Origin of the sequence: Afipia sp. Root123D2 (assembly GCF_001425835.1) — a bacterium.
Taxonomy (GTDB): Bacteria; Pseudomonadota; Alphaproteobacteria; order Rhizobiales; family Xanthobacteraceae; genus Afipia.
Window position 1 is genome coordinate 1,568,113 of sequence record NZ_LMDP01000001.1, and the last position, 20,106, is coordinate 1,588,218.

A 20,106-nucleotide genomic window follows, 5' to 3' on the forward strand; every position below is an offset into this window, starting at 1 on the left:
GCCGGAAAACTATCGCCGAGTGGCGAGTGGAACCACGTTGTGCAACGTTTCGACGCCGGTATCAAGGAAGCGCCGGATGTTGCGCGCAGCCTGGCGGATGCGTTGCTCGTTTTCGACCATCGCGATGCGGACATAGCCCTCGCCATGTTCGCCGAAGGCGACGCCAGGCGACACGACGACGCCAGATTTTTCGACCATGAGCGTGGCGAACTGCATGCTGCCGACGTCGCGGAATTTCTCCGGCAGCGGCGCCCATGCGAACATCGACGCCGACGGCGGCGGGATCACCCAGCCCGCGCGTCCGAACGACTCCACCAGCGTGTCGCGGCGCTTGTGATAGGTCTCCCGCATTTCGCTGATGCAATCCTGCGGCCCGTTGAGAGCGGCCGTTGCTGCCACCTGCACGGGCGTGAACGCGCCGTAATCGAGATACGACTTCACGCGGGCCAGCGCGGCGATGATGCGTTCGTTGCCGACCGCAAATCCCATGCGCCATCCGGCCATCGAGAACGTCTTCGACATCGATGTGAATTCGACGGTGACATCCATCGCGCCGGGCACCTGCAGCACCGACGGCGGCGGATTGCCGTCGAAGTACAATTCGGCATAAGCGAGATCGGAAAGGATGAATATCTCGTGCTTCTTCGCGAAGGCAACGAGGTCTTTGTAGAAGTCGAGGGTCGCCACATAGGCCGTCGGATTGGACGGATAGCAGGCGATCATCGCGATCGGCTTCGGGATCGAATGAACGATGGCGCGCTCAAGCGCGTCGAACAGTTGCGGCGTCGGCTCGGCCGGAACCGAGCGGACGACGCCGCCGGCCATCAGGAATCCGAAGGCATGGATGGGGTAGCTCGGGTTCGGCACCAGCACGACGTCGCCGGGCGAGGTAATCGCCTGGGCAACGTTGGCGAAACCTTCCTTCGATCCGAGAGTGGCGACGATCTGGGTTTCGGGGTTGAGCTTCACGCCGAACCGCCGCTGGTAATAGGCCGCCTGCGCCTTGCGCAAGCCGGTGATGCCGCGCGACGCCGAGTAGCGATCGGTCCGCGGCTTGCCCAGTGTTTCCTTGAGCTTTTCGATCACATGGGGCGGCGTTGGAAGGTCCGGGTTTCCCATGCCCATGTCGATGATGTCGGCCCCGGCATTGCGTGCGGCCGCCTTGGCCCGGTTGACTTGTTCGAACACGTAAGGCGGCAGACGGCGAATGCGGTAAAACTCTTCCATGGGTCCTAGGCTCCGGGAACCGGCAACGAGACAATCGGCAGCGTCTTTCAGGCGAAACGGACGATCCGTTCGGGTGACAAGACACTGTATTCGAGCCAATAAACGCGCGAATTCAGGCGCTAATCCGGTCAAGATACCGGGAGAATTCGCGTCGCATTAGCTGAATCGGGTTCTTTTTAACACGAACCCCCGTCCACGCCAGTCAAAGCACGAAAAAGTCAGTCATTTCGGCGGTCAGCGGCGGACTGGCCAATCTGACGGTCCCGGGCTGCGGCCAGGTCCTTTTCAATCCGGGCCTGCTCGTCCGGGCTCAGGAGCGTATCGTTGCGGGGGGCCGGGATATCGTGAACCGGCAGATAGGCCGCTGGGGTTTCGGGGCGCGGCGGTGTACTGGCCGGAAGGCCGACCACCGGCAGATCAGCGACCGGCAGCGAGCACCCGCCGAGCAGGCAGGCGGCCAGCACGGCGAGCAGCGGCGCACGTACGACACGCGCACCATCACGTCCTTCAATCGATCTGAACCGATATTCCAAATTGCCTCTCAAATCGTCGTGCCGATTGTCGAATGTCACCCGGACTGAAATCCGGCGCCGATCCGGTCGCCTCGTAGCCTGAACCCGAAGCGGTATCGGACGTTAGAAACCAGATAAGCGATCCGGCCAAGATCGAGCCCTCTGCCCTGCGACTCCAATATGACTAAACCAAGACACTATGCTGCATCGCAGCGTTCATAAACAGGCACAGTTAACCGAACTGTGTCATCATCGTTGGGCGTCGCGACAAAGCATCGCGCTGAAGTCGCACTAACAGCGTATAGTATCAAATCATGAGTGACGGCACACCAGAGACCACCACCGGCAAGAGCTTCGATCCGGAAGCGTTTGGGCAAAACCTTGCACGCGCCCTTGAATCCAGTGGCCGCGCTCTGTCGGCATATCTCGCGCCAGGTGTGAATGGTCAGGTCAAGGATTCCCCGAGCGAACTCACGGACGTCATCAAGACGTTTTCATCGGTCGCCGACTATTGGCTGTCAGATCAACAGCGCACGACCGATTTGCAGATGAGGATCGGCAAGGCCTATCTCGATTTGTGGGGCAGTTCGATGCGCCGCCTCACCGGCGAGACGTCCGAGCCGGTGATCGCACCGAACCCGCGCGACAAGCGTTTTCAGGATCCGGAATGGAAGTCGAACCAGTTTTTCGATTTTATGATGCAGGCTTATCTGCTGACCGTGCAATGGGCCAGTGATCTTGTGCGCAGTGCTGAGGGACTCGACCCTCACACCCGCAAGAAAGCTGAGTTCTACGTCCAACAGATTTGCAACGCGATCGCGCCGTCGAATTTCGTTCTGACCAACCCCGAAGTGCTGCGGCAAACGTTTGCGAGCAACGCCGAAAATCTTGCGCGCGGCATGAAGATGCTCGCCGAAGATATTGAGGCCGGCGGCGGTACGCTGAAGATCAGACAATCCGCAGCCAATCTCGAGGTTGGTCGCGACCTTGCTTTGACCCCGGGCAAGGTGGTGTTCCAGAACGACGTCATGCAGCTAATCCAGTACACACCGACCACCGAGACGGTGTTGCGGACACCATTGTTGATCGTGCCGCCGTGGATCAACAAGTTTTACATTCTCGATCTCAAGCCGGAGAAGTCCTACATCAAGTGGTGTGTCGATCAGGGCGTCACCGTGTTTGTGATTTCTTGGGTCAATCCCGACAAGAAGCTCGGTTCGAAATCCTTTGAGGATTACATGACCGAAGGGCCGCTTGCGGCGATGGACGCGATCGAAAAAGCCACCGGCGAGATGAAGGTCCACACCATGGGCTATTGCGTGGGCGGCACCCTGCTCGCCGCCACGCTCGCATGGCTTGCCGAAAAGCGCCGCCAGCGCGTGACGTCGGCGACATTCCTCGCCGCACAGGTTGACTTCACTCACGCCGGCGATCTTTTGATATTCGTCGACGAGGATCAGATTTCGTCGCTGGAACGCGACATGCAGCGCGCAGGCGTTCTTGAGGGCAGCAAGATGGCGATGGCCTTCAACATGCTGCGCTCAAACGATCTGATCTGGCCTTACGTCGTCAGCAATTATCTGAAAGGCAAGGAGCCCTCGACATTCGACCTGCTGCATTGGAATTCGGACGCAACGCGAATGCCGGCAGCGAACCATTCCTATTATCTGCGCAACTGTTATCTCGAGAACCGGCTGTCATCCGGCACCATGGTGCTGGACAACACCCTGCTCGACCTGTCGAAGGTCAAGGTGCCGGTTTACAATCTCGCGACCCGCGAGGACCACATCGCGCCGGCGGAATCCGTACTGTACGGCTCGCAATTCTTCGGCGGGCCGGTGCGCTATGTACTGGCTGGCTCGGGTCACATTGCCGGTGTCGTCAACCCGCCCGCCTCTGGCAAGTATCAGTACTGGACCAATGACAATATCCATGACGTCACGGTCGCCGATTGGCTCAAAACCGCGCAGGAACACAAGGGTTCGTGGTGGCCTGATTGGCGGCAATGGCTGGAAACGATCGACAGTGAGCGGGTCTCCGCCAGACCGGCCGGGACTGGAGCCCTCGAAGCAATCGAGGACGCGCCGGGCAGCTACGTGCGGGTGCGCGCCTGATAAACGCCGCCAGCCCTGCCGGAACATTCCCGAAGGACGGAAGCCGTCATTACCTGCCCGACCACATGCGGCAAAACCCAAAGGCTGCGCTGGCCTCAAATGACCGATGGTCTGTGAGTCTCCACGACTTTGTTGCTGCCGACTCGGGCTCTTCGGGCTTAAGATCGGCAACAGCATTTGACGCCGCAGTGAGCGGATATTGAGCGATTGAAAGGGAGATTCCGATGACGCGCGAATTGTTCTGGCTCACTTTGACGGTCATCCTGACGGGACTGCTGTGGGTACCTTACGTGCTGAACCGCTGTCAGGTCCGGGGTCTCGGCGGCGCCATGGCCAATCCCTCGCGTGCCGACAAGCCTCACGCAGAATGGGCCAACCGACTGATGTTCGCGCACGACAACGCGATCGAGAACCTCGTGATCTTTGCGCCGCTGGTGCTGATCCTCAACGCCATCGACTATTCGACCAAGTGGACGGTCCTCGCTTGCGCGGTCTATTTCTGGGCGCGGGTCGCGCACCTGATCGTTTACACCATGGGCGTGCCGGTGCTGCGCACGCTGGCCTTCACGGTGGGGTTCCTTGCACAGGTGGTCCTGGCGCTGGCGGTTTTCGGAATCGTCTGATCGCCTCAGCGCATAGTCTAAAAAATCAAAGGGGACGGCACCATGCCGTCCCCTTTGTCGTTCACGGGAATAGTGCGATCTGTTCGAGCCCGGTTGTTTCCGGGAAACCGAGCATCAGGTTCATATTCTGGATCGCCTGGCCGGCCGAACCCTTCACCAGATTGTCGAGCGTTGAAATCACGATCGCCCGGTCCTTGATGCGGTCGGCGAATACGTTCACCTGCACGTAGTTCGAACCGCGCACGTTCTGTGTCTGCGGCAGTAAGCCCTTCTTCGCGACATACACGAACGGCTCGTCGCGATAGGCTTCTTCAAGCGCAGTGCGCAGATCGTCCGGCGTCGCGCCTTTCAGTTTGACGTAGGACGTGCAGAGTTCACCCCGGCTCATCGGAATAAGATGCGGCGTGAAATTCACGGTCACCGCGGAGCCGGCCGCGCCCCCGATTTCCTGCTCGATCTCCGGCGCATGACGATGCGTGCCGACGGAGTAAGGCGACAGCCCCTCGCCGGCTTCGCTGAACAGCGTATTTTGCTTCAGCCCGCGGCCCGCGCCGGTGACGCCGGATTTCGCGTCGATGATGATATCATCGGCATCGATCAGCTTGGCTCGGGCGAGCGGTACGAGCCCCAGCAGTGCCGCCGTCGGATAGCAGCCGGGACACGCAACAAGCCGCGCCGAGGTGATTTTCTCGCGATAGAACTCGGTCAGTCCGTAGACCGCTTCGCCCTGCAACGACGCCGCGCGGTGCTCGTGGCCGTACCACTTCGCGTAGGTCTCCATATCGCGCAGCCGGAAGTCGGCCGACATGTCGAGGATCTTGATCTTCGGATTGACCTTCAGCACGGCGGCGATGATCTCCTGCGTTGTGCCGTGCGGAAGCCCGCAGAACACCGCATCGAGCTTGGTCCAGTCGACCTTTTCCCATTCCATTAGCCGCGGCAGGTCCAGCATGAAGAAATGCGAGAACACCTCATCCATCGCCTTGCCGGCGTGTGTGTTGGCGGTCAGTGCGGCGATCTCGACATGCGGATGGCGCGCTAACAGGCGCACGGCATCCGCGCCGGTGTAGCCCGAGGCGCCGAGAATACCGATTTTCTTTTTCGTGCTCATGGCGCGATCCCTTCGTGCGTCAAATCCAACACATCATCTTCAATAGCAGCAAAGGCCTGCGGGCGCATGACGCGCATCGCATCCGACAAATCGCGCGCATCCGCCGACTTCTGTAAAGCCAAAGCGCCGGTGACCGCAACATGGTCCGCGTCCGATTTATGCTGGTTCAGCTCGAGGCTACCTTCGACTTCCTCAACAGACATGAACAGGCCCGTAATCGCCTGCATCATCGCCGAAGCCCGCCCGGCGGACATCTTGTCCATCGTCCACGACGGCTTCGGCGCGAGTTCGCTCTCGAACCGCGCGCTCGCGATCCGCAAATGCTCGGCAAGCTGATGCCCCGTCATCGGCCTGACTGGTCCCGTCATGTGCACCGCCTGATAGAGCCAGGTCGGAACCTGACCCGGCGAGACGTACCAGTCCGGCGACACGTAAGCGTCGGCCCCGCTGACCGCGAATAGCCATGGCGTTACGCCGTCCGCGAGAGCGATCAGCGGATTGCGGCGCGCGAGATGAAAGCAAAGCAGCGGTGTGCCGTCAGGCCCGTAATCAAGATGGAACGGGACGGGCGACGCAACCGGCTTGCCGCCGTCATGGGCGCAGGCCAGCCCGAAGCCGCGCGCGGCGGCGAACGCAAGGCAAGCGGCGCGATCGATACTGAAAGCGGGCGGGACATACATCTGTAAGCTCCTGCTTCAATGAGGAGCCACCTGAGATCGAACCGCGTGGTTTGGAAGAGTAAGCGTGCCGCGGACCGTCTCCGGCGGCACGAACGATGATCTTAAACGCGACCAACCGCCCATACCGCGAGAATGCGGCGGCGGCGAGCGATGGTGATGGTCGCGGTAAACGTCATGGGCACGGATATAAATCCGCGCCCCTCCCCGGTCAAGCCGGCAGACCTGTCAGATGATCGGATTCCACGGCGCCGGCACCCACCGGTAGCCAGCCCCGTCCCTCTCGATATGGGCCAAGCCGGGGAACGGATAATGGAAGCCCTGCACCTTGAGCTTCTCCGCTGCGACCATATCGTAGACCTTGCGCCGGGTTGTTTCAGCGACCGCTGGATCCTGATCGTACATGAGGTGCCAGCCGGGATTGCGCGCAAAGAGATCGGGATCGTTGGTGACATCCGACTGGATGAACACCTTGTCCGATCCGGACGACAGCACATAGGACGTGTGCCCCGGCGTATGGCCGATCGACTCCACGGCGTGCATCCCCGGCGCAACATCCTTGCCCCACTCGTAGGGCGTGACCTTCTTCTTCAGTCCAGCCTCGAAAACGCGGCGGTTGTTCTTGAACAGGCCTTCCATGCGACCGGCAGGCGCGCGGCTCATCTCGCCGTCATCCATCCAGTATTTCCACTCCACAGCCGGCACCAGCACTTCGGCATTCGGAAACGCCAGTTGATTATCAGCGGTCAGCAATCCGTTCACGTGATCGCCGTGGAAGTGGGAAATCACCACCATATCGACAGCCTTGGGATCGATGCCGGCCGCCTGCAGATTCGTCATGAACTGACCGACGGCGCCCTTGCTCGAGGCGAAAGCACCGGGACCATTGCCGGTATCGACGACCACGAGTTTGCCGCCGGTATTGATGACCAGGGGTCCAAACTGGATCGTCATCTTGTCGCTGGGGCGGAATGCCTTCGCCAGCGCGGTACCGACCTCGTCCTTCTTGGCGTTGAGCACAAAACCGTCATTGAGCGGGAACGTGTTGGCGCCGTCCGAGACCACGGTGACTTCGATGTCTCCGACCTTGTAGCGATAAAAACTGGCGTTCTGTTTTCCCACGGCCGGTGCAGCAGCCTTTGCGGACGTCAGTGGCAATGACGACAGGAGTGGCAGGGCTGCAACCGTTGCTGCACCCGCGAGAGCGTGGCGTCGCGTGATGTCCATTGTTGTTTTCTCCCAGGAGTTTTCGATGCCGCCGTTGATGATGTTGTTTTCCGAACACGCTTTTCTAATGAAGAATCCGCTCTCCGAAGATCACGACAGCGCGAGCGGATTCTTGACCAATACCAGCCGATGCAGCTTATTCCGGCGGCCGGTCGATCAGATGGCGCCCCAGAACCAGCCGGCCAGTTTAGACAGAATATCTCCGAACAGCAGCAGCGTTGCCGACCACACCAGAGCTGACGAGAAGTTTGCCATCTGGAACTGCCAATACGGCATTTCAAAAATGCCGGCCGCCAATGGAACAGCCGCGCGCAACGGTCCGAAGAACCGTCCGATGAAGATGCTGGGCACTCCCCAATCGGCTACGAAAGCCTCGGCGCGTGGCAGCACCGAGGGATAGCGCGACAGCGGCCATATCTGCGCGGCGTGATCCTTGAACTTGAATCCGATCCAGTAGGATACCCAGTCGCCGATACCCGCCCCCAGCGCTCCTGCGATCCACAGCGACCAGAAACTGATGTCAGTCGCCCCGACCAACGCCCCGATCCCGACCAGCGCACCCCAGGCGGGGACCAGCAGCGAGACGAACGCCAGTGACTCTCCGAACGCCAGCACGAACACGATGGGAGCGGCCCACGTCCGGTGTTCGTTCACGAAGCCAACGACCTCGCGAGCCAGTTCTTCCAGTCCCATACATATCCCTTTTCGCCAGCAAACCGCTGACGCAATTATGCGTTACGCCCGGTAGTAAAGCGGAACCACCCCGGTTCGGCTCGGCCACCCGTCACATTTGAGGTGTCATCCGTGGCATAGTGAGTGGCACCGATTCGCCATACAGTACCGAAATCCCGATATAAGAACCATGCCGAAGTCACTGAAAGCAAACACGAAATCGTCAGCTAAGCCGAAGGTCGCAGCGGATCTGTTCGCCTCGACTGACCGCAAGCCCCGCAGTGGCGGCGCAAAGGCGAGCCCCCGCGCGTCCGGCGCGGAAGCTGGCTATACCGCTCGTGATATCGAGGTTCTGGAAGGGCTTGAGCCGGTTCGCCGCCGCCCCGGCATGTATATCGGCGGCACCGATGAAAAGGCGCTGCATCATCTGTTCGCTGAAGTCATCGACAACTCGATGGACGAGGCGCTGGCTGGTCATGCAACCTTCATCGAGGTTGAGCTGGGCGCGGACGGCTTCCTGACCGTGATCGACAACGGGCGCGGCATTCCGGTCGACCCGCATCCGAAGATGCCAAAAAAATCCGCTCTCGAAGTGATTATGTGTACGCTGCACGCGGGCGGCAAATTCGACTCGAAAGTCTACGAAACCTCCGGCGGCTTGCATGGCGTCGGCGTCTCAGTGGTGAACGCGCTGTCGTCGCAGCTGGTGGTCGAGGTCGCGCGCAGTCAAAAGCTCTACCGGATGACGTTCGAACGCGGCAAACCGAAGGGCAAGCTGGAAGAACTCGGCAAGGTCAACAACCGGCGCGGCACCAGCATCCGCTTCAAACCGGACAGCGAAATCTTCGGTGCCAAGGCAGCGTTCAAACCACAACGCCTGTTCAAGATGGCGCGCTCCAAGGCTTATTTGTTCGGCGGCGTCGAAATCCGCTGGCGCTGTGATCCCGAACTGCTCAAGGGCCTCGAAGACGTTCCGGCCGAGGACACTTTCCACTTCCCCGGCGGCCTGAAGGATTATCTCGGTGCGGCGATCCACGCCGACACACTGGTGCATCCGGACATCTTCGCCGGCAAATCCGGCCGCAACGGCGCGCATGGTGCCTGCGAATGGGCGGTGGCATGGACCGCGGATGCCGACGGTTTTCTGTCGTCCTACACCAACACCGTGCCGACCCCCGATGGCGGCACCCACGAAGCTGGCTTTCGCAGCGCGCTGCTGCGCGGCCTGAAGGATCACGCCGAACGCATCGGTCAGGGCAAGAGAGCGTCCTCAATAACGTCAGAGGACGTCATGATCGGTGCCGGCGCGATGCTGTCGGTGTTCGTGCGAGAGCCGGAATTCCAGGGCCAGACCAAGGACCGCCTTGCCACGGCCGAAGCCCAAAGGATCGTCGAACAGGCGATCAAGGATCCGTTCGACCACTGGCTTTCCGGCAACCCGCTGCAGGCCAACAAGCTCTTGGAATTCGTTTGCGAGCGCGCCGACGACCGCCTGCGCCGCCGCGCCGAGAAGGAAGTCTCGCGCAAGACCGCAGTCAAGAAGCTCCGTCTGCCCGGCAAGCTCGCGGACTGCACCAACACGGCGGCGGAAGGCTCCGAACTGTTCATCGTCGAGGGTGACTCGGCGGGCGGCAGCGCGAAGCAGGCGCGTGACCGCAAAACCCAAGCGATCCTGCCGCTGCGCGGCAAGATCCTCAACGTCGCTTCCGCCACCCGCGACAAGATGACTGCCAACGCGCAACTTTCCGATCTGATGCAGGCGATCGGCAGCGGCACCGGCTCGCACTATCGCGAGGAAGATTTGCGTTACTCGCGCATCATCATCATGACCGACGCCGACGTCGACGGCGCCCACATTGCTTCGCTGCTGATCACGTTCTTCTATCGGCAGATGCCACGCCTCATCGACGAGGGCCATCTGTATCTCGCGGTGCCGCCGCTCTATCGCCTCACCCACGGCGCCAAGACGGTCTATGCCCGCGACGAAGCCCATCGTGACGAATTGCTGAAAAAGGAATTCCACGCCAACGCCAAGGTCGAGATCGGCCGCTTTAAAGGCCTCGGCGAGATGATGCCGGCGCAGCTCAAGGAAACCACGATGGACCCCACCAAACGCACCATGCTCCGAGTGGTGCTATTGCCGGATGATCGCGAAGGCACGGCGGATTCGGTCGAGCGATTGATGGGCACCAAGGCGGAAGCGCGCTTCGCGTTCATTTCCGACAAGGCCGAATTCGCCAATGAGGACTTGCTGGACGTCTAGTCTGGCTCCCTTGAAACCCGTCGCGGCCGGTCAACGTAAGTGAGCCAATGCGAACACCATTACTCACCATTGGCATTCTTGCGCTTCTGATCGGCCTGCTCTGGGTCGGTCAGGGAACAGGCTTTGTCAACTGGCCGCAATCAAGCTTCATGATCCGGCAAATGCAGTGGGCGTGGTATGGCGCTGGATTGAGTGTGGTCGGCGCCGCCCTGATGACGTTCGCACTGCGGCGCTAGCCTTCACAGCAACCGTGTGTTTTGATCCGGCAGCGGCGCAAAGACCGCGACGGAGAGAAGCAATATGGTGACGTCCCCTTTCGATCTGACCGGCAAGGTTGCAATCATCACCGGCGGTAATGGCGGCATTGGCCTCGGCATGGCGCGCGGTCTTGCGAAGGCCGGCGCGGCAATCGTGATCGCCGGGCGCAGTGACGCGAAATCGAAAGCGGCGGTCGCCGAAATCGAAAAGCTGGGCGCGAAGGCATTGGCGATCGTGGTGGATGTCACCGACAAGGCCGCCGTGGAAAAGATGGTCGCGACGACGGAAACGAAATTCGGCCGTCTCGACATCCTCATCAACAACGCCGGGATCAATATCCGCAATCCGGTTCAGACGCTGGCGCTCGACGACTGGCGCAGCGTCATCGACACCAATCTGACCAGCGCATTCCTGTGCGCGCAGGCCGCCTACCCGGCGATGAAGAAGCAGGGCCGCGGCAAGATCATCAACACCGGGTCGATGATGTCGATCTTCGCGACCGCTTACGCGCCGGCATACGCAGCGAGCAAGGGCGGCATCGTCCAGTTGACTAAAGCGCTCGCTGCGTCATGGGCGACCGATAACATCCAGGCCAACGCAATCCTGCCGGGCTGGATCGATACCGACATGACGCGCAAGGCACGAGAACAGGTCGATGCGCTGCATGACAGCGTGCTGGCGCGGACGCCAGCAAAGCGCTGGGGCCATATCGACGATCTCGCGGGCACCGCCGTATTTCTGAGTTCGTCCGCGTCGGACTTCGTCACCGGCACAGCGATCCCGGTCGATGGCGGATATTCCGTGCAAGGCTGAACCGCGTCATACCGCCGCCTGTGCATCAGGCGATTGGACGTGCTCGGGTCTAACGCCAATTCCGATCGCGCGCGCCGTCAAGCCCTGCAGCCCTGGACATCGGTCGATCAACCGGATCGCCAGCGGCGGCGTCAGATCGCCGCCGGACAGCGCCTTGTTGATGATGCGGTTCTGTACCAAAACTTGAATAGCCTGGGTCATGCGGGCGGGAAACAGCCGGCGCGCTTGCACGCGATCGAGATCGGCCAGAGTTGGGCCGCCGTCCGCGAACTTATCGAACAGCAGGTTGGCCGCCGCCACGGCATCCTGCACCGCGAGATTGACGCCGACGCCGCCGACAGGAGACATCGCATGTGCCGCGTCGCCGATACACAGCAGACCGGGGCGCGCCCACCGGTTGAGCCTGTCGATCTTGACCGTCAGCAGTTTCACGTCGTTCCAGCTTGCGACGTCGGCGATATGATCTCGCAGGGGTGGCGCCATCGCCACAACGCCGGCCCGAAACGCTTCGAGGCCGCGTGCCTTGACGGCATCGATCCCGCTCTTGGCGATGACATATGCGCACTGCCAGTAAGCGTCGCGGTCGAGCGTCACCATCATCTGGCCTGATTGAAGCCGCGCGAACACTCCGTCCGTCGCGCCCTTGGCCTTACCAACCCGAAACCACAGCACGTCGATCGGCGCACCGATATCCTCGACCCTGAGACCAGCCTGCTCGCGCAGGATCGAGTGGCGGCCTTCACAGGCGACGGTAAGATCGGCCGAGATCCGCAGCGTGCCGCCGCCATCTCGGGCCGTTACGCCGGTCACGCGATCGCCGGTTGTCATCAATTCAGTGGCCTCGGTGCTTTTCAGGATTTGGAGGGTCGGAAAGCGCCCGCCTTGAACCTCCAGGAAGCTCAGAAAGTCCCACTGCGGCATTAGCGCGATAAAGGGGCATGGCGTATCGAGCCGGGATAGATCCGCAAGCCTGATCGAGGTCGTCCCGAACAGCCCCTCGAGGCGCGAAATCTCCTGATGTGGAACTTTTAAAAACTCTTTTAAGATACCGAGTTCTTGCATGATTTTCATGGTCGACGGGTGGACCGTATCGCCACGGAAATCCCGGAAGAAATCGGCGTGTTTTTCGAGAACGACCGTCCCGATGCCGGCGCGAGCCAGCAGATAGCCCAGCATCATTCCCGCCGGGCCGCCGCCCACGATGCAGCATTGGGTCGTCAGGACCCGTGGGGCGGATTCGCCTGGTCCGATGGTCATACCCTGCTCCGTCGAATCGTTCGCCAGCGGGCCCTGTTGCCTGCCTTTGAGTAACGCCAGAATGACAGCCGGCAACGTTTCCGGTTAAGGTTTTCAGCCATTTTGGCCGCAAATTCATTGACTTTGGCCAATTGAAGCCTATGTTCCGGGCACGCGGCCAGGGTCGAAACGCGACCGTCTGGTCAGCCGCCTGCCAGCGAATTGACCATCCCCGTGCATGATAGCGTGCCGTTCCGGGGTTGAGCGCGGCAGTTATTCCCGAGAAGTCCGAACGGCGATCTCGCGTAGAGGCTCAATGTCCTTTTCCAATCTCGGCTTGTCCGACAAGGTCCTCGCCGCTGTGGCGGCCACTGGATACACCATACCCACACCCATTCAGGAACAGGCAATTCCCCACGTTCTGGCGCGCCGGGATGTTCTCGGGATTGCCCAGACCGGCACCGGCAAGACCGCGGCCTTCGTCCTGCCCATGCTCACCCTCCTCGAGAAAGGCCGCGCGCGTGCCCGGATGCCGCGCACGCTGATCCTGGAGCCAACGCGCGAACTCGCCGCGCAAGTGAAAGAGAATTTCGACAAGTACGGCGCCGGCCAGAAACTCAACGTCGCCCTGCTGATCGGCGGCGTGTCATTCGGCGACCAGGATACCAAGCTGACGCGCGGCGTCGACGTGTTGATCGCAACCCCCGGCCGCCTGCTCGACCACACCGAACGGGGCGGCCTGCTGCTCACCGGCGTCGAACTGCTGGTAATCGATGAAGCGGACCGGATGCTCGACATGGGGTTCATTCCCGATATCGAACGCATCTGCAAACTGGTCCCCTTCACCCGCCAGACGCTGTTCTTCACTGCAACCATGCCGACCGAAATCCGGCGTATCACCGAGACCTTCCTGCACAATCCGGTAAAGGTCGAAGTCTCGAAGCCTGCCTCGACTGCCGTTACCGTGAGCCAGTCGCAGGTCGGCGTGGGCCGCGAACCTCATCAGAAGCGCGAAGTGCTCCGTCAGCTTCTGCGCGACGCCAAAGACCTCAAGAACGCGATCATCTTCTGCAACCGCAAGCGTGAGGTTGCCCTGCTGCATAAATCCCTGCAGAAACATGGCTTCAGCGTCGCCGCACTGCATGGCGACATGGACCAGTCGGCGCGCACGGCCGCGCTCGACCAGTTCCGCAAAGGCGAACTGCCGCTGCTGGTGGCTTCCGACGTGGCTGCCCGCGGCCTCGACATTCCGGAAGTCAGCCACGTTTTCAATTTCGACGTTCCGCATCATTCCGACGACTATGTTCACCGCATCGGCCGTACCGGCCGGGCCGGACGCCTCGGGACAGCAATCTCGATCGTCACTCCAGCCGACCAAAAATCCATGCTGGCGATCGAAAAACTGATCGGACAACCGATTCCGAAAACCGAACAGATCGCGATCTCCGAAGAGGCTCACGAGGAAGAGAGTTCCGCCGAGTCATCCGGCAAGCCTCATGAGCATCGCAAGCCGCGCAACGGCCAGCGCTCGCGGCGCGGTCGCGGCAAAGCGTCAACCGAAACCGCCACAGCGGCACCTGCGATCGCCGCAGTTCAGCCACCGTCGATCGGCCGCCCGCCTCCACCACGTGCCACCCGCGAACAGCATTCCGAGCCCGCCGATCATTCCCATCTGCCGGCATTTCTTCTTCGGCCGGTTCGCGCGCGCGGATAATTACGCCGCCTGGACGGGGGTCGAACTCAGGCGGGACCGCCACCCCGCAAGATCGGTCAGATTCGCACCAAGTCCATGCAATCTCGGGGAAAATGGGGCCAGTCTTGACCCCGTTTACTCCTCATTCATTCATCTTCCCTACCTTTGTTCCAATACTTAAAGCATTTGACGTGAGGGCAGGCAGAAGTCTGTCTTGGGGACACGGAACGTGATTGGGCTGCTGGAAGAACATGAACGCACCATGGCGTTCGCTGAGGTCGCCTTGGGCCAGATCAGGTCCCTGCGGCAAACCGCGATTCCGCGAAACTATGAAATCTGGTACGTCTATGCGACCGGATACAATTCGGCCCTCAACAAGATCATCAACGAGACTCTCGCCCGCAACGGCAAGCTGACAGAGTCCGATCTCGACCAGATCTACGAAACCTACCTGTCGCAGATTCGCACCTCGGATCGAATCGACAAGGTCGGTGCCCGCGTCATCAACGAAATCGACGACGTGATGGCCCTCATCACCGACGCGCTCGGTATGACGACGACCTTCGGCAAAAACCTGGAAGGGGCAACGGACAGCCTCCGCAAGGCCAAGGATGCCGAGCAGATCAAGGCTGTTGTGGAGGCGCTGGTCACCTCGACCCGGGAAATGCAGGAGACCAACAGCGTCCTCGAATCCCGCCTCGCCACTTCAAAACTCGAAATCAGCAACCTGCAGCAGAATCTCGAAGCGATCCGCGCCGAAAGTTTGACCGACCCGCTCACCGCTCTCGGAAATCGCAAATACTTTGACCGGGCGATCGAAACCGCCGTCGAACAGGCGATCGAGAACAACGAACCGCTGTCGCTGATGATGCTCGACATCGATCATTTCAAATCGTTCAACGACAACTACGGCCATCTCACAGGCGACCAGGTGCTTCGTCTGGTCGGAATATCGTTGAAGCAGACCATCAAGGGTCAGGACATAACTGCGCGTTACGGCGGCGAGGAGTTCGCTGTTATCCTCCCGAACACCACGCTTCGGCAAGCACTGACGGTGGCGGACAACATCCGCCGCGCGGTCATGTCGAAACAGCTCAAGAAGAAATCAACCGGCGAAATCCTTGGCCGGGTGACAGTGTCGGTCGGCGTCTCGATGCTGCAAGCTGGCGACGACACCCAATCCCTGATCGAGCGGGCTGATACCTGCCTCTATGCCGCCAAACGCAATGGCCGCAACCGCGTCATCTGCGAGGCCGACCCGGAATATTCGCCGACCGGCCAGATCCAGGTCGCCTGACGCTTGATACTTTTTTCGACGTAGCTCCGGTGCCTTTGCCCGATGCCGATCCGGCGGTTTTTGCTTTCGCCGCGGCACTGGGCTTCGACTGTGATGTCTTGTCTTTGCGGTTTCGCGCTTGGCAGCCTTCCCCGCCTTTGCCCGTTGCGCGGCGCCCACGGCCTCACGCGCCCACACCGCCAGTTCTTCGGGATCGTCGTAGAGTCGCTCCGGGATATGCCGGTACGACTTCACGACCACGGTCTTGTTTCGTGTCTGATACTGAAATGGCTTGAGACCTTCGGCGTCGTAGCGCGCGGCCGTCAGGTCATCGACCCGGAAAATCAGCCTGGCGCGCAGCGACATGGCGAAGTTCACACCATCCGCAACAATGCCGTAGCCGTTGAACATGCGGCGTATATCGATGGGGCCGAACTCGGAAAAAAGATCGATGAGATCGTCACGGTCCATCGATCGCCAGCGTTTTAACCGTCGATCTTCGCCGGCGTGAGCTGGACCGATTCACCGCACCCGCAGGCGCTAACCTGATTGGGATTGTTGAAGACGAACTGCGCCTGCATCTTGCTGGCTTCGTAGTCCATCTCGGTGCCCAGCAGAAACAGGACGGCCTTCGGATCGACAAGAATCTTCACGCCCTTGTCCTCGACCACTTCGTCGGTCGGCCGTACCTCGTGCGCGTACTCCACGGTGTAGGATTGACCGGCACAGCCGCCATTCTTCACGCCGACGCGAAGTCCGACGATCTCCGAATCGGCCCGGGACGACAACTCGCGCACGCGAGCCGCCGCAGCATCTGTCAGACGCATAACCTGCGGTCGGGGCCGCGGCTTCGGCGGGGATGTTTGGGCGGATGTCGTCATCGGACTTTCTCCTCTCGCCGCGCGGCGCACCGGCGACGGGACCATCATGGAACCAAAATAACAACGAAATCCTTGCTGTGAAGACCCCAGCCCCGAATTCCGCCTAGAACCGCTTTAGCTGGCTGCCATGCCGCTAGTAGATCGCCCACACGCCCGGGGTCACCAGTTCCAGCAAATGGCTGTCCGGGTCGCGGAAATAGATGCTGTGGCCGCCACGTGGCCACGCCGTTCGGCCCTCGATGGCAACGTTATGGCCGCCAAGGCGCTTTTCCCATAAGGCCAGCTCGTCGGACGTGATCGAAAATGCAACGTGGATCGGCCCTGCACCATCGTGCGGCGGTATCGTCCCGCCGGGCAGATGAACCGTCTCGAGCGTCGCTCCCCGTTTGAACAACAGCAGCACATTGCGGCCGCCGACATCAAACGCCGAGAACCGCGAATCGCTTGTCAGTACGTCGAGCTCCAGCACATCGCGATAGAATGCATGAGCGCGTTCGAGATCATCGACGTAAAGCGCGGTCTCGATGATGCCACCGAGCTTCGGCACTAGCCGATCTCACCACATGTTGAGGACGAGACGGGCCTCGTCGGACATCCGATCGGGGGTCCATACCGGCTCCCAGACCACATTGACGCTGACCGGACCGACGCCCGCCACACTGGCGACGGCGTTTTCAACCATCGTCGGCAACTCGCCGGCTGCCGGGCAGTTCGGCGTGGTCAAGGTCATCTCGACATCGACAGCACGATCGTCCTTGATGTCGACCTTGTAGATCAGGCCAAGCTCATAGATGTCCGCCGGGATTTCCGGGTCATACACCGTCTTCAGGGCAGCGACGATATCGGCACCGAGACGCTCGGTTTCTTCGGGCGGAAGCGCCGAATGGGTATCTACCCTGTTGGGGGCGGGTTCCGCCTGTTTCGTGTCCGACTGAATGGTGTCGCTCATGAGAAAAGCTCCCGCGCCTTGATAAGCGCCTGCGCAAGCTGATCGACCTCGCCGCGCGTATTATACATCCCGAAAGACGCCCGGCATGTGGCGGTGACGTTGAATCGTTCCAGAAGCGGCATCACACAATGGGTGCCGGCACGAACCGCAATCCCTGCCCGGTCGATTACGGTGGCGACATCGTGCGGGTGTGCGCCCTTCATCTCGAATGAGATCACCGAACCCTTGTCGCGCGCGGTGCCGATGATCCGCAGCGAGTTGATCTCGCGCAGGCGTTCGGTCGCGTAGCTGAGAAGATCGTGCTCGTGCCTCGCGATCCGGTCCTTGCCGATCGAGTTGACGTAGTCGATCGCGGCACCAAGCCCGATCGCTTCGACGATCGCCGGCGTGCCGGCCTCGAACTTGTGCGGCGGGTCGCCATAGGTCACCCAGTCCTTCGTGACCTCGCGGATCATTTCGCCGCCACCGTTATAGGGCCGCATCGCCACGAGATGATCGTACTTCGCGTACAGCACGCCGATGCCGGTCGGGCCGTAGACCTTGTGGCCCGTGAACACATAGAAATCGCAGTCGATATCCTGCACGTCGACCGCGAAATGCACGGCCGCCTGGCTGCCATCGACCAGCACCGGAATCCCACGGGCGTGAGCGATCCGCACCACGTCCTTGACCGGCACGATGGTGCCGAGCGCGTTGGACATCTGTGTGATCGCGACAAGCTTGGTTTTTGGCGTCAGCAGCTTCTCGAATTCGTCGATCAGAAAATTGCCTTCGTCATCGACCGGCGCCCATTTGATAACTGCGCCCTGACGCTCGCGCAGGAAATTCCACGGCACGATGTTCGAATGGTGCTCCATGATCGAGAGCACGATCTCGTCGCCGGCCTTGATATTCGGCTCGCCCCACGACGACGCGACCAGATTGATCGCCTCCGTCGCGTTGCGGGTGAATATGATTTCCTCGTTGCGCTTTGCGTTGAGGAATTGCGCCACCTTGGTTCGGCCGCCCTCATAAGCGTCGGTCGCGGCGTTTGCGAGATAGTGCAAGCCGCGATGCACGTTGGCGTATTCGGACCTGTAGGCTTCCGTCATCCGGTCCAGCACCGCATTTGGCTTCTGCGCTGACGCCGCGTTGTCGAGATAGACCAGCGGTTTGCCATAAATCTTCATGGCCAGCGCGGGGAAATCTTCCCGAACGCGCTGGACATCGTAGGAACCGTTAGCGACTGCAGGATGCATATCAATCAGCCTCGTGCCGCGAGCCAGCGCTCGGCAGCGGCAATGGCGACGTCCCGCACATTGTCATCGGCGATCGACTCGATGGCTTCGCCGACGAATGCGGTGATCAGAAGCGCCTGCGCTTGCCTTTCGGTCAAACCGCGCGCGCGCAGATAGAACAGCAGGCTTTCATCGAGCGCGCCCGTCGTCGCGCCGTGACCACAGGTCACGTCGTCTGCGAAGATTTCAAGCTCAGGCTTGTTGTCGGCCTCGGCATCATCCGACAGCAGCAGCGCCCGCGTCATCATCTTGGCATCGGTCTTCTGCGCGTCGGGCTGCACGATGATGCGGCCCTGGAACACCGAATGAGCACGATCGTCGAGAACCGCACGGAACACTTCGCGGCTCGCGCAGTGCGGAACCGCATGATCCATGAACAGCGTGGTATCGGCGTGCTGCGTGCCATTGAGAAGATTGACGCCGTTGGTTTCGACCCGCGAATGCTCGCCGGCGACCGCAATGAACGCCTGATAGCGGCTAACCTGTCCGCCATTGGTGAGGTTAAACGTGTTCAACGTCGCCTTCGCGCCCACGGTAAAGATCGCGGTCGAGATATTGGCGGCGTCGCGCGCATCCTCCATCAGGCGGACATGCTGAAGCCGGGTATTGTCGCCGATCCAGATCACGATGGAATCGTGCGCCTGATAACTCTTGGCACTGTCCGCAGCGATAAAGCTTTCGATCAGCGTGACGTGCGCGTCCTTGCCGATCTTCACGAGAGAGCGTGTAACGGCTGAAGCACCCGCCGCAGTCGCGACATGGACGATATGGATCGGCCTGGCCAGCGACGCGCCGTCGGCGACGTCGATCACGACACCATCGGTTGCAAGCGCGGCATTGAGCGAGATCATCGCATCGGACGCGACCCGCGTCTGCAGCAGGTCGGCCCGCGTATCGTTGCCGACGTCCTCAAGAATCTCGCGTAAGGTGCGAAACTGGATCGTTTTTTCCAGCACGCCGACGTCCGACAGTTGCGGCGCGAACACGCCGTCAACCAGAACAAATTTCTGCGTGCCTTCGACACTGAGAGCTTTCACCGCCTTGGCGGCCCGCGCAAACGCGGCCTGATCCGGCGCAGGCGCCAGCGGTGCGACTTCGCGCAGCAAGGCCCGCAGATCGGTGTATTTCCATTCCTCGATGCGCCGATGCGGCAGGCCGCGCCGGGTAAAATCGTCGAAAGCGTTCTGCCGCGCATCCGCGACCTTGCCTAATCCCGGCAGCCGGTCGCGCACCACGGCGAATAGTTCGTCGAGAGGCTGGCTGGAACTCGTCTTTGCTACAGCGACATTCATCATGG

19 protein-coding genes and 1 pseudogene are annotated in these 20,106 nt (G+C 60.9%); 7 read left to right on the forward strand and 13 right to left on the reverse strand.

The window, feature by feature from the left end; translation table 11 throughout:
- Positions 1-9: 9 nt before the first annotated feature.
- Together ASC80_RS07605 and ASC80_RS07610 are read right to left on the reverse strand one after the other, a co-directional pair.
- Entirely contained in the window at positions 10-1,227 is a 1,218-nt protein-coding gene (locus ASC80_RS07605; protein WP_056294606.1) for an LL-diaminopimelate aminotransferase, read from the reverse strand.
- A gap of 218 nt (positions 1,228-1,445) precedes the next feature.
- The gene (locus ASC80_RS07610) at positions 1,446-1,799 is read right to left on the reverse strand and encodes a hypothetical protein (RefSeq protein WP_349509650.1); all 354 of its coding nucleotides are present in this window, start codon (positions 1,797-1,799) and stop codon (positions 1,446-1,448) included.
- Positions 1,800-2,053: 254 nt separating this feature from the next.
- On the opposite strand from ASC80_RS07610, the gene ASC80_RS07615 reads away from it, so the two are divergent.
- A complete protein-coding gene (locus ASC80_RS07615; RefSeq protein WP_056294607.1) occupies positions 2,054-3,853 on the forward strand; it encodes a PHA/PHB synthase family protein in 1,800 nt (599 codons plus the stop codon).
- 224 nt (positions 3,854-4,077) lie between these two features.
- On the forward strand, positions 4,078-4,476 hold the full coding sequence (locus ASC80_RS07620; RefSeq protein WP_056294610.1) for an MAPEG family protein: 399 nt from the start codon (positions 4,078-4,080) through the stop codon (positions 4,474-4,476).
- Positions 4,477-4,537: 61 nt separating this feature from the next.
- Here the strand turns inward: ASC80_RS07620 and argC are convergent, their stop codons facing one another.
- The 4 genes from argC to ASC80_RS07640 form a co-directional block, all read right to left on the reverse strand.
- Complete coding sequence (gene argC / locus ASC80_RS07625; protein WP_056294613.1) at positions 4,538-5,587, reverse strand: N-acetyl-gamma-glutamyl-phosphate reductase; 1,050 nt, start codon at positions 5,585-5,587, stop codon at positions 4,538-4,540.
- Positions 5,584-6,267 (reverse strand): FMN-binding negative transcriptional regulator, encoded by a 684-nt coding sequence (locus ASC80_RS07630; protein WP_056294615.1) that lies wholly within the window; start codon positions 6,265-6,267, stop codon positions 5,584-5,586. The genes argC and ASC80_RS07630 overlap by 4 nt, the downstream gene beginning before the upstream one ends.
- 225 nt (positions 6,268-6,492) lie before the next feature.
- A complete protein-coding gene (locus ASC80_RS07635; protein WP_056294618.1) occupies positions 6,493-7,491 on the reverse strand; it encodes an MBL fold metallo-hydrolase in 999 nt (332 codons plus the stop codon).
- A 156-nt stretch (positions 7,492-7,647) separates the two neighbouring features.
- Entirely contained in the window at positions 7,648-8,184 is a 537-nt protein-coding gene (locus ASC80_RS07640; RefSeq protein WP_156464297.1) for a DedA family protein, read from the reverse strand.
- A 169-nt stretch (positions 8,185-8,353) separates the two neighbouring features.
- Between ASC80_RS07640 and parE the strand changes: the two genes are divergently transcribed.
- From parE to ASC80_RS07655, 3 genes are all read left to right on the forward strand, one after another.
- Complete coding sequence (gene parE / locus ASC80_RS07645) at positions 8,354-10,426, forward strand: DNA topoisomerase IV subunit B (protein WP_056294621.1); 2,073 nt, start codon at positions 8,354-8,356, stop codon at positions 10,424-10,426.
- A 47-nt stretch (positions 10,427-10,473) separates the two neighbouring features.
- Complete coding sequence (locus tag ASC80_RS07650; protein ID WP_056294624.1) at positions 10,474-10,662, forward strand: hypothetical protein; 189 nt, start codon at positions 10,474-10,476, stop codon at positions 10,660-10,662.
- Between the two features lie 64 nt (positions 10,663-10,726).
- Positions 10,727-11,497 (forward strand): SDR family NAD(P)-dependent oxidoreductase, encoded by a 771-nt coding sequence (locus ASC80_RS07655; RefSeq protein ID WP_056294627.1) that lies wholly within the window; start codon positions 10,727-10,729, stop codon positions 11,495-11,497.
- Between the two features lie 6 nt (positions 11,498-11,503).
- Here ASC80_RS07655 and ASC80_RS07660 read toward each other — a convergent pair whose 3' ends face one another.
- Positions 11,504-12,754, reverse strand: coding sequence for an FAD-dependent oxidoreductase (locus ASC80_RS07660; RefSeq protein WP_056294628.1), 1,251 nt, complete (start codon positions 12,752-12,754; stop codon positions 11,504-11,506).
- Between the two features lie 295 nt (positions 12,755-13,049).
- Here ASC80_RS07660 and ASC80_RS07665 point away from each other — a divergent pair, with 295 nt between their 5' ends.
- Both ASC80_RS07665 and ASC80_RS07670 read left to right on the forward strand, forming a co-directional pair.
- The gene (locus tag ASC80_RS07665) at positions 13,050-14,447 is read left to right on the forward strand and encodes a DEAD/DEAH box helicase (RefSeq protein WP_056294631.1); all 1,398 of its coding nucleotides are present in this window, start codon (positions 13,050-13,052) and stop codon (positions 14,445-14,447) included.
- A 208-nt stretch (positions 14,448-14,655) separates the two neighbouring features.
- Positions 14,656-15,723, forward strand: coding sequence for a GGDEF domain-containing protein (locus ASC80_RS07670; RefSeq protein ID WP_056295767.1), 1,068 nt, complete (start codon positions 14,656-14,658; stop codon positions 15,721-15,723).
- Positions 15,724-15,930: 207 nt separating this feature from the next.
- Here ASC80_RS07670 and ASC80_RS24740 read toward each other — a convergent pair.
- The 6 genes and pseudogenes from ASC80_RS24740 to sufD all read right to left on the reverse strand — a co-directional run.
- A pseudogene (locus ASC80_RS24740) lies at positions 15,931-16,173 on the reverse strand (TfoX/Sxy family protein); the annotation flags it as partial.
- 14 nt (positions 16,174-16,187) lie between these two features.
- Complete coding sequence (locus tag ASC80_RS07680; RefSeq protein ID WP_082512483.1) at positions 16,188-16,583, reverse strand: HesB/IscA family protein; 396 nt, start codon at positions 16,581-16,583, stop codon at positions 16,188-16,190.
- A gap of 133 nt (positions 16,584-16,716) precedes the next feature.
- Complete coding sequence (locus ASC80_RS07685; protein WP_056294638.1) at positions 16,717-17,130, reverse strand: VOC family protein; 414 nt, start codon at positions 17,128-17,130, stop codon at positions 16,717-16,719.
- A 9-nt stretch (positions 17,131-17,139) separates the two neighbouring features.
- Entirely contained in the window at positions 17,140-17,532 is a 393-nt protein-coding gene (locus ASC80_RS07690; protein ID WP_056294640.1) for an SUF system Fe-S cluster assembly protein, read from the reverse strand.
- The gene (locus tag ASC80_RS07695; RefSeq protein ID WP_200941174.1) at positions 17,529-18,776 is read right to left on the reverse strand and encodes a cysteine desulfurase; all 1,248 of its coding nucleotides are present in this window, start codon (positions 18,774-18,776) and stop codon (positions 17,529-17,531) included. Before ASC80_RS07695 ends, ASC80_RS07690 begins: the two co-directional genes overlap by 4 nt.
- On the reverse strand, positions 18,776-20,101 hold the full coding sequence (sufD, locus tag ASC80_RS07700; RefSeq protein ID WP_056295770.1) for a Fe-S cluster assembly protein SufD: 1,326 nt from the start codon (positions 20,099-20,101) through the stop codon (positions 18,776-18,778). Before sufD ends, ASC80_RS07695 begins: the two co-directional genes overlap by 1 nt.
- Positions 20,102-20,106: the final 5 nt, after the last annotated feature.

Excerpts from the sequence above, each read along its gene's own strand:
- ASC80_RS07605 (WP_056294606.1), bottom strand. The coding sequence starts at position 1,227 with ATGGAAGAGTTTTACCGCATTCGCCGTCTGCCGCCTTACGTGTTCGAA.
- ASC80_RS07615 (WP_056294607.1), top strand. The coding sequence starts at position 2,054 with ATGAGTGACGGCACACCAGAGACCACCACCGGCAAGAGCTTCGATCCG.
- ASC80_RS07620 (WP_056294610.1), top strand. The coding sequence starts at position 4,078 with ATGACGCGCGAATTGTTCTGGCTCACTTTGACGGTCATCCTGACGGGA.
- argC (WP_056294613.1), bottom strand. The coding sequence starts at position 5,587 with ATGAGCACGAAAAAGAAAATCGGTATTCTCGGCGCCTCGGGCTACACC.
- ASC80_RS07630 (WP_056294615.1), bottom strand. The coding sequence starts at position 6,267 with ATGTATGTCCCGCCCGCTTTCAGTATCGATCGCGCCGCTTGCCTTGCG.
- ASC80_RS07635 (WP_056294618.1), bottom strand. The coding sequence starts at position 7,491 with ATGGACATCACGCGACGCCACGCTCTCGCGGGTGCAGCAACGGTTGCA.
- ASC80_RS07640 (WP_156464297.1), bottom strand. The coding sequence starts at position 8,184 with ATGGGACTGGAAGAACTGGCTCGCGAGGTCGTTGGCTTCGTGAACGAA.
- parE (WP_056294621.1), top strand. The coding sequence starts at position 8,354 with ATGCCGAAGTCACTGAAAGCAAACACGAAATCGTCAGCTAAGCCGAAG.
- ASC80_RS07650 (WP_056294624.1), top strand. The coding sequence starts at position 10,474 with ATGCGAACACCATTACTCACCATTGGCATTCTTGCGCTTCTGATCGGC.
- ASC80_RS07655 (WP_056294627.1), top strand. The coding sequence starts at position 10,727 with ATGGTGACGTCCCCTTTCGATCTGACCGGCAAGGTTGCAATCATCACC.
- ASC80_RS07660 (WP_056294628.1), bottom strand. The coding sequence starts at position 12,754 with ATGACCATCGGACCAGGCGAATCCGCCCCACGGGTCCTGACGACCCAA.
- ASC80_RS07665 (WP_056294631.1), top strand. The coding sequence starts at position 13,050 with ATGTCCTTTTCCAATCTCGGCTTGTCCGACAAGGTCCTCGCCGCTGTG.
- ASC80_RS07680 (WP_082512483.1), bottom strand. The coding sequence starts at position 16,583 with ATGACGACATCCGCCCAAACATCCCCGCCGAAGCCGCGGCCCCGACCG.
- ASC80_RS07690 (WP_056294640.1), bottom strand. The coding sequence starts at position 17,532 with ATGAGCGACACCATTCAGTCGGACACGAAACAGGCGGAACCCGCCCCC.
- sufD (WP_056295770.1), bottom strand. The coding sequence starts at position 20,101 with ATGAATGTCGCTGTAGCAAAGACGAGTTCCAGCCAGCCTCTCGACGAA.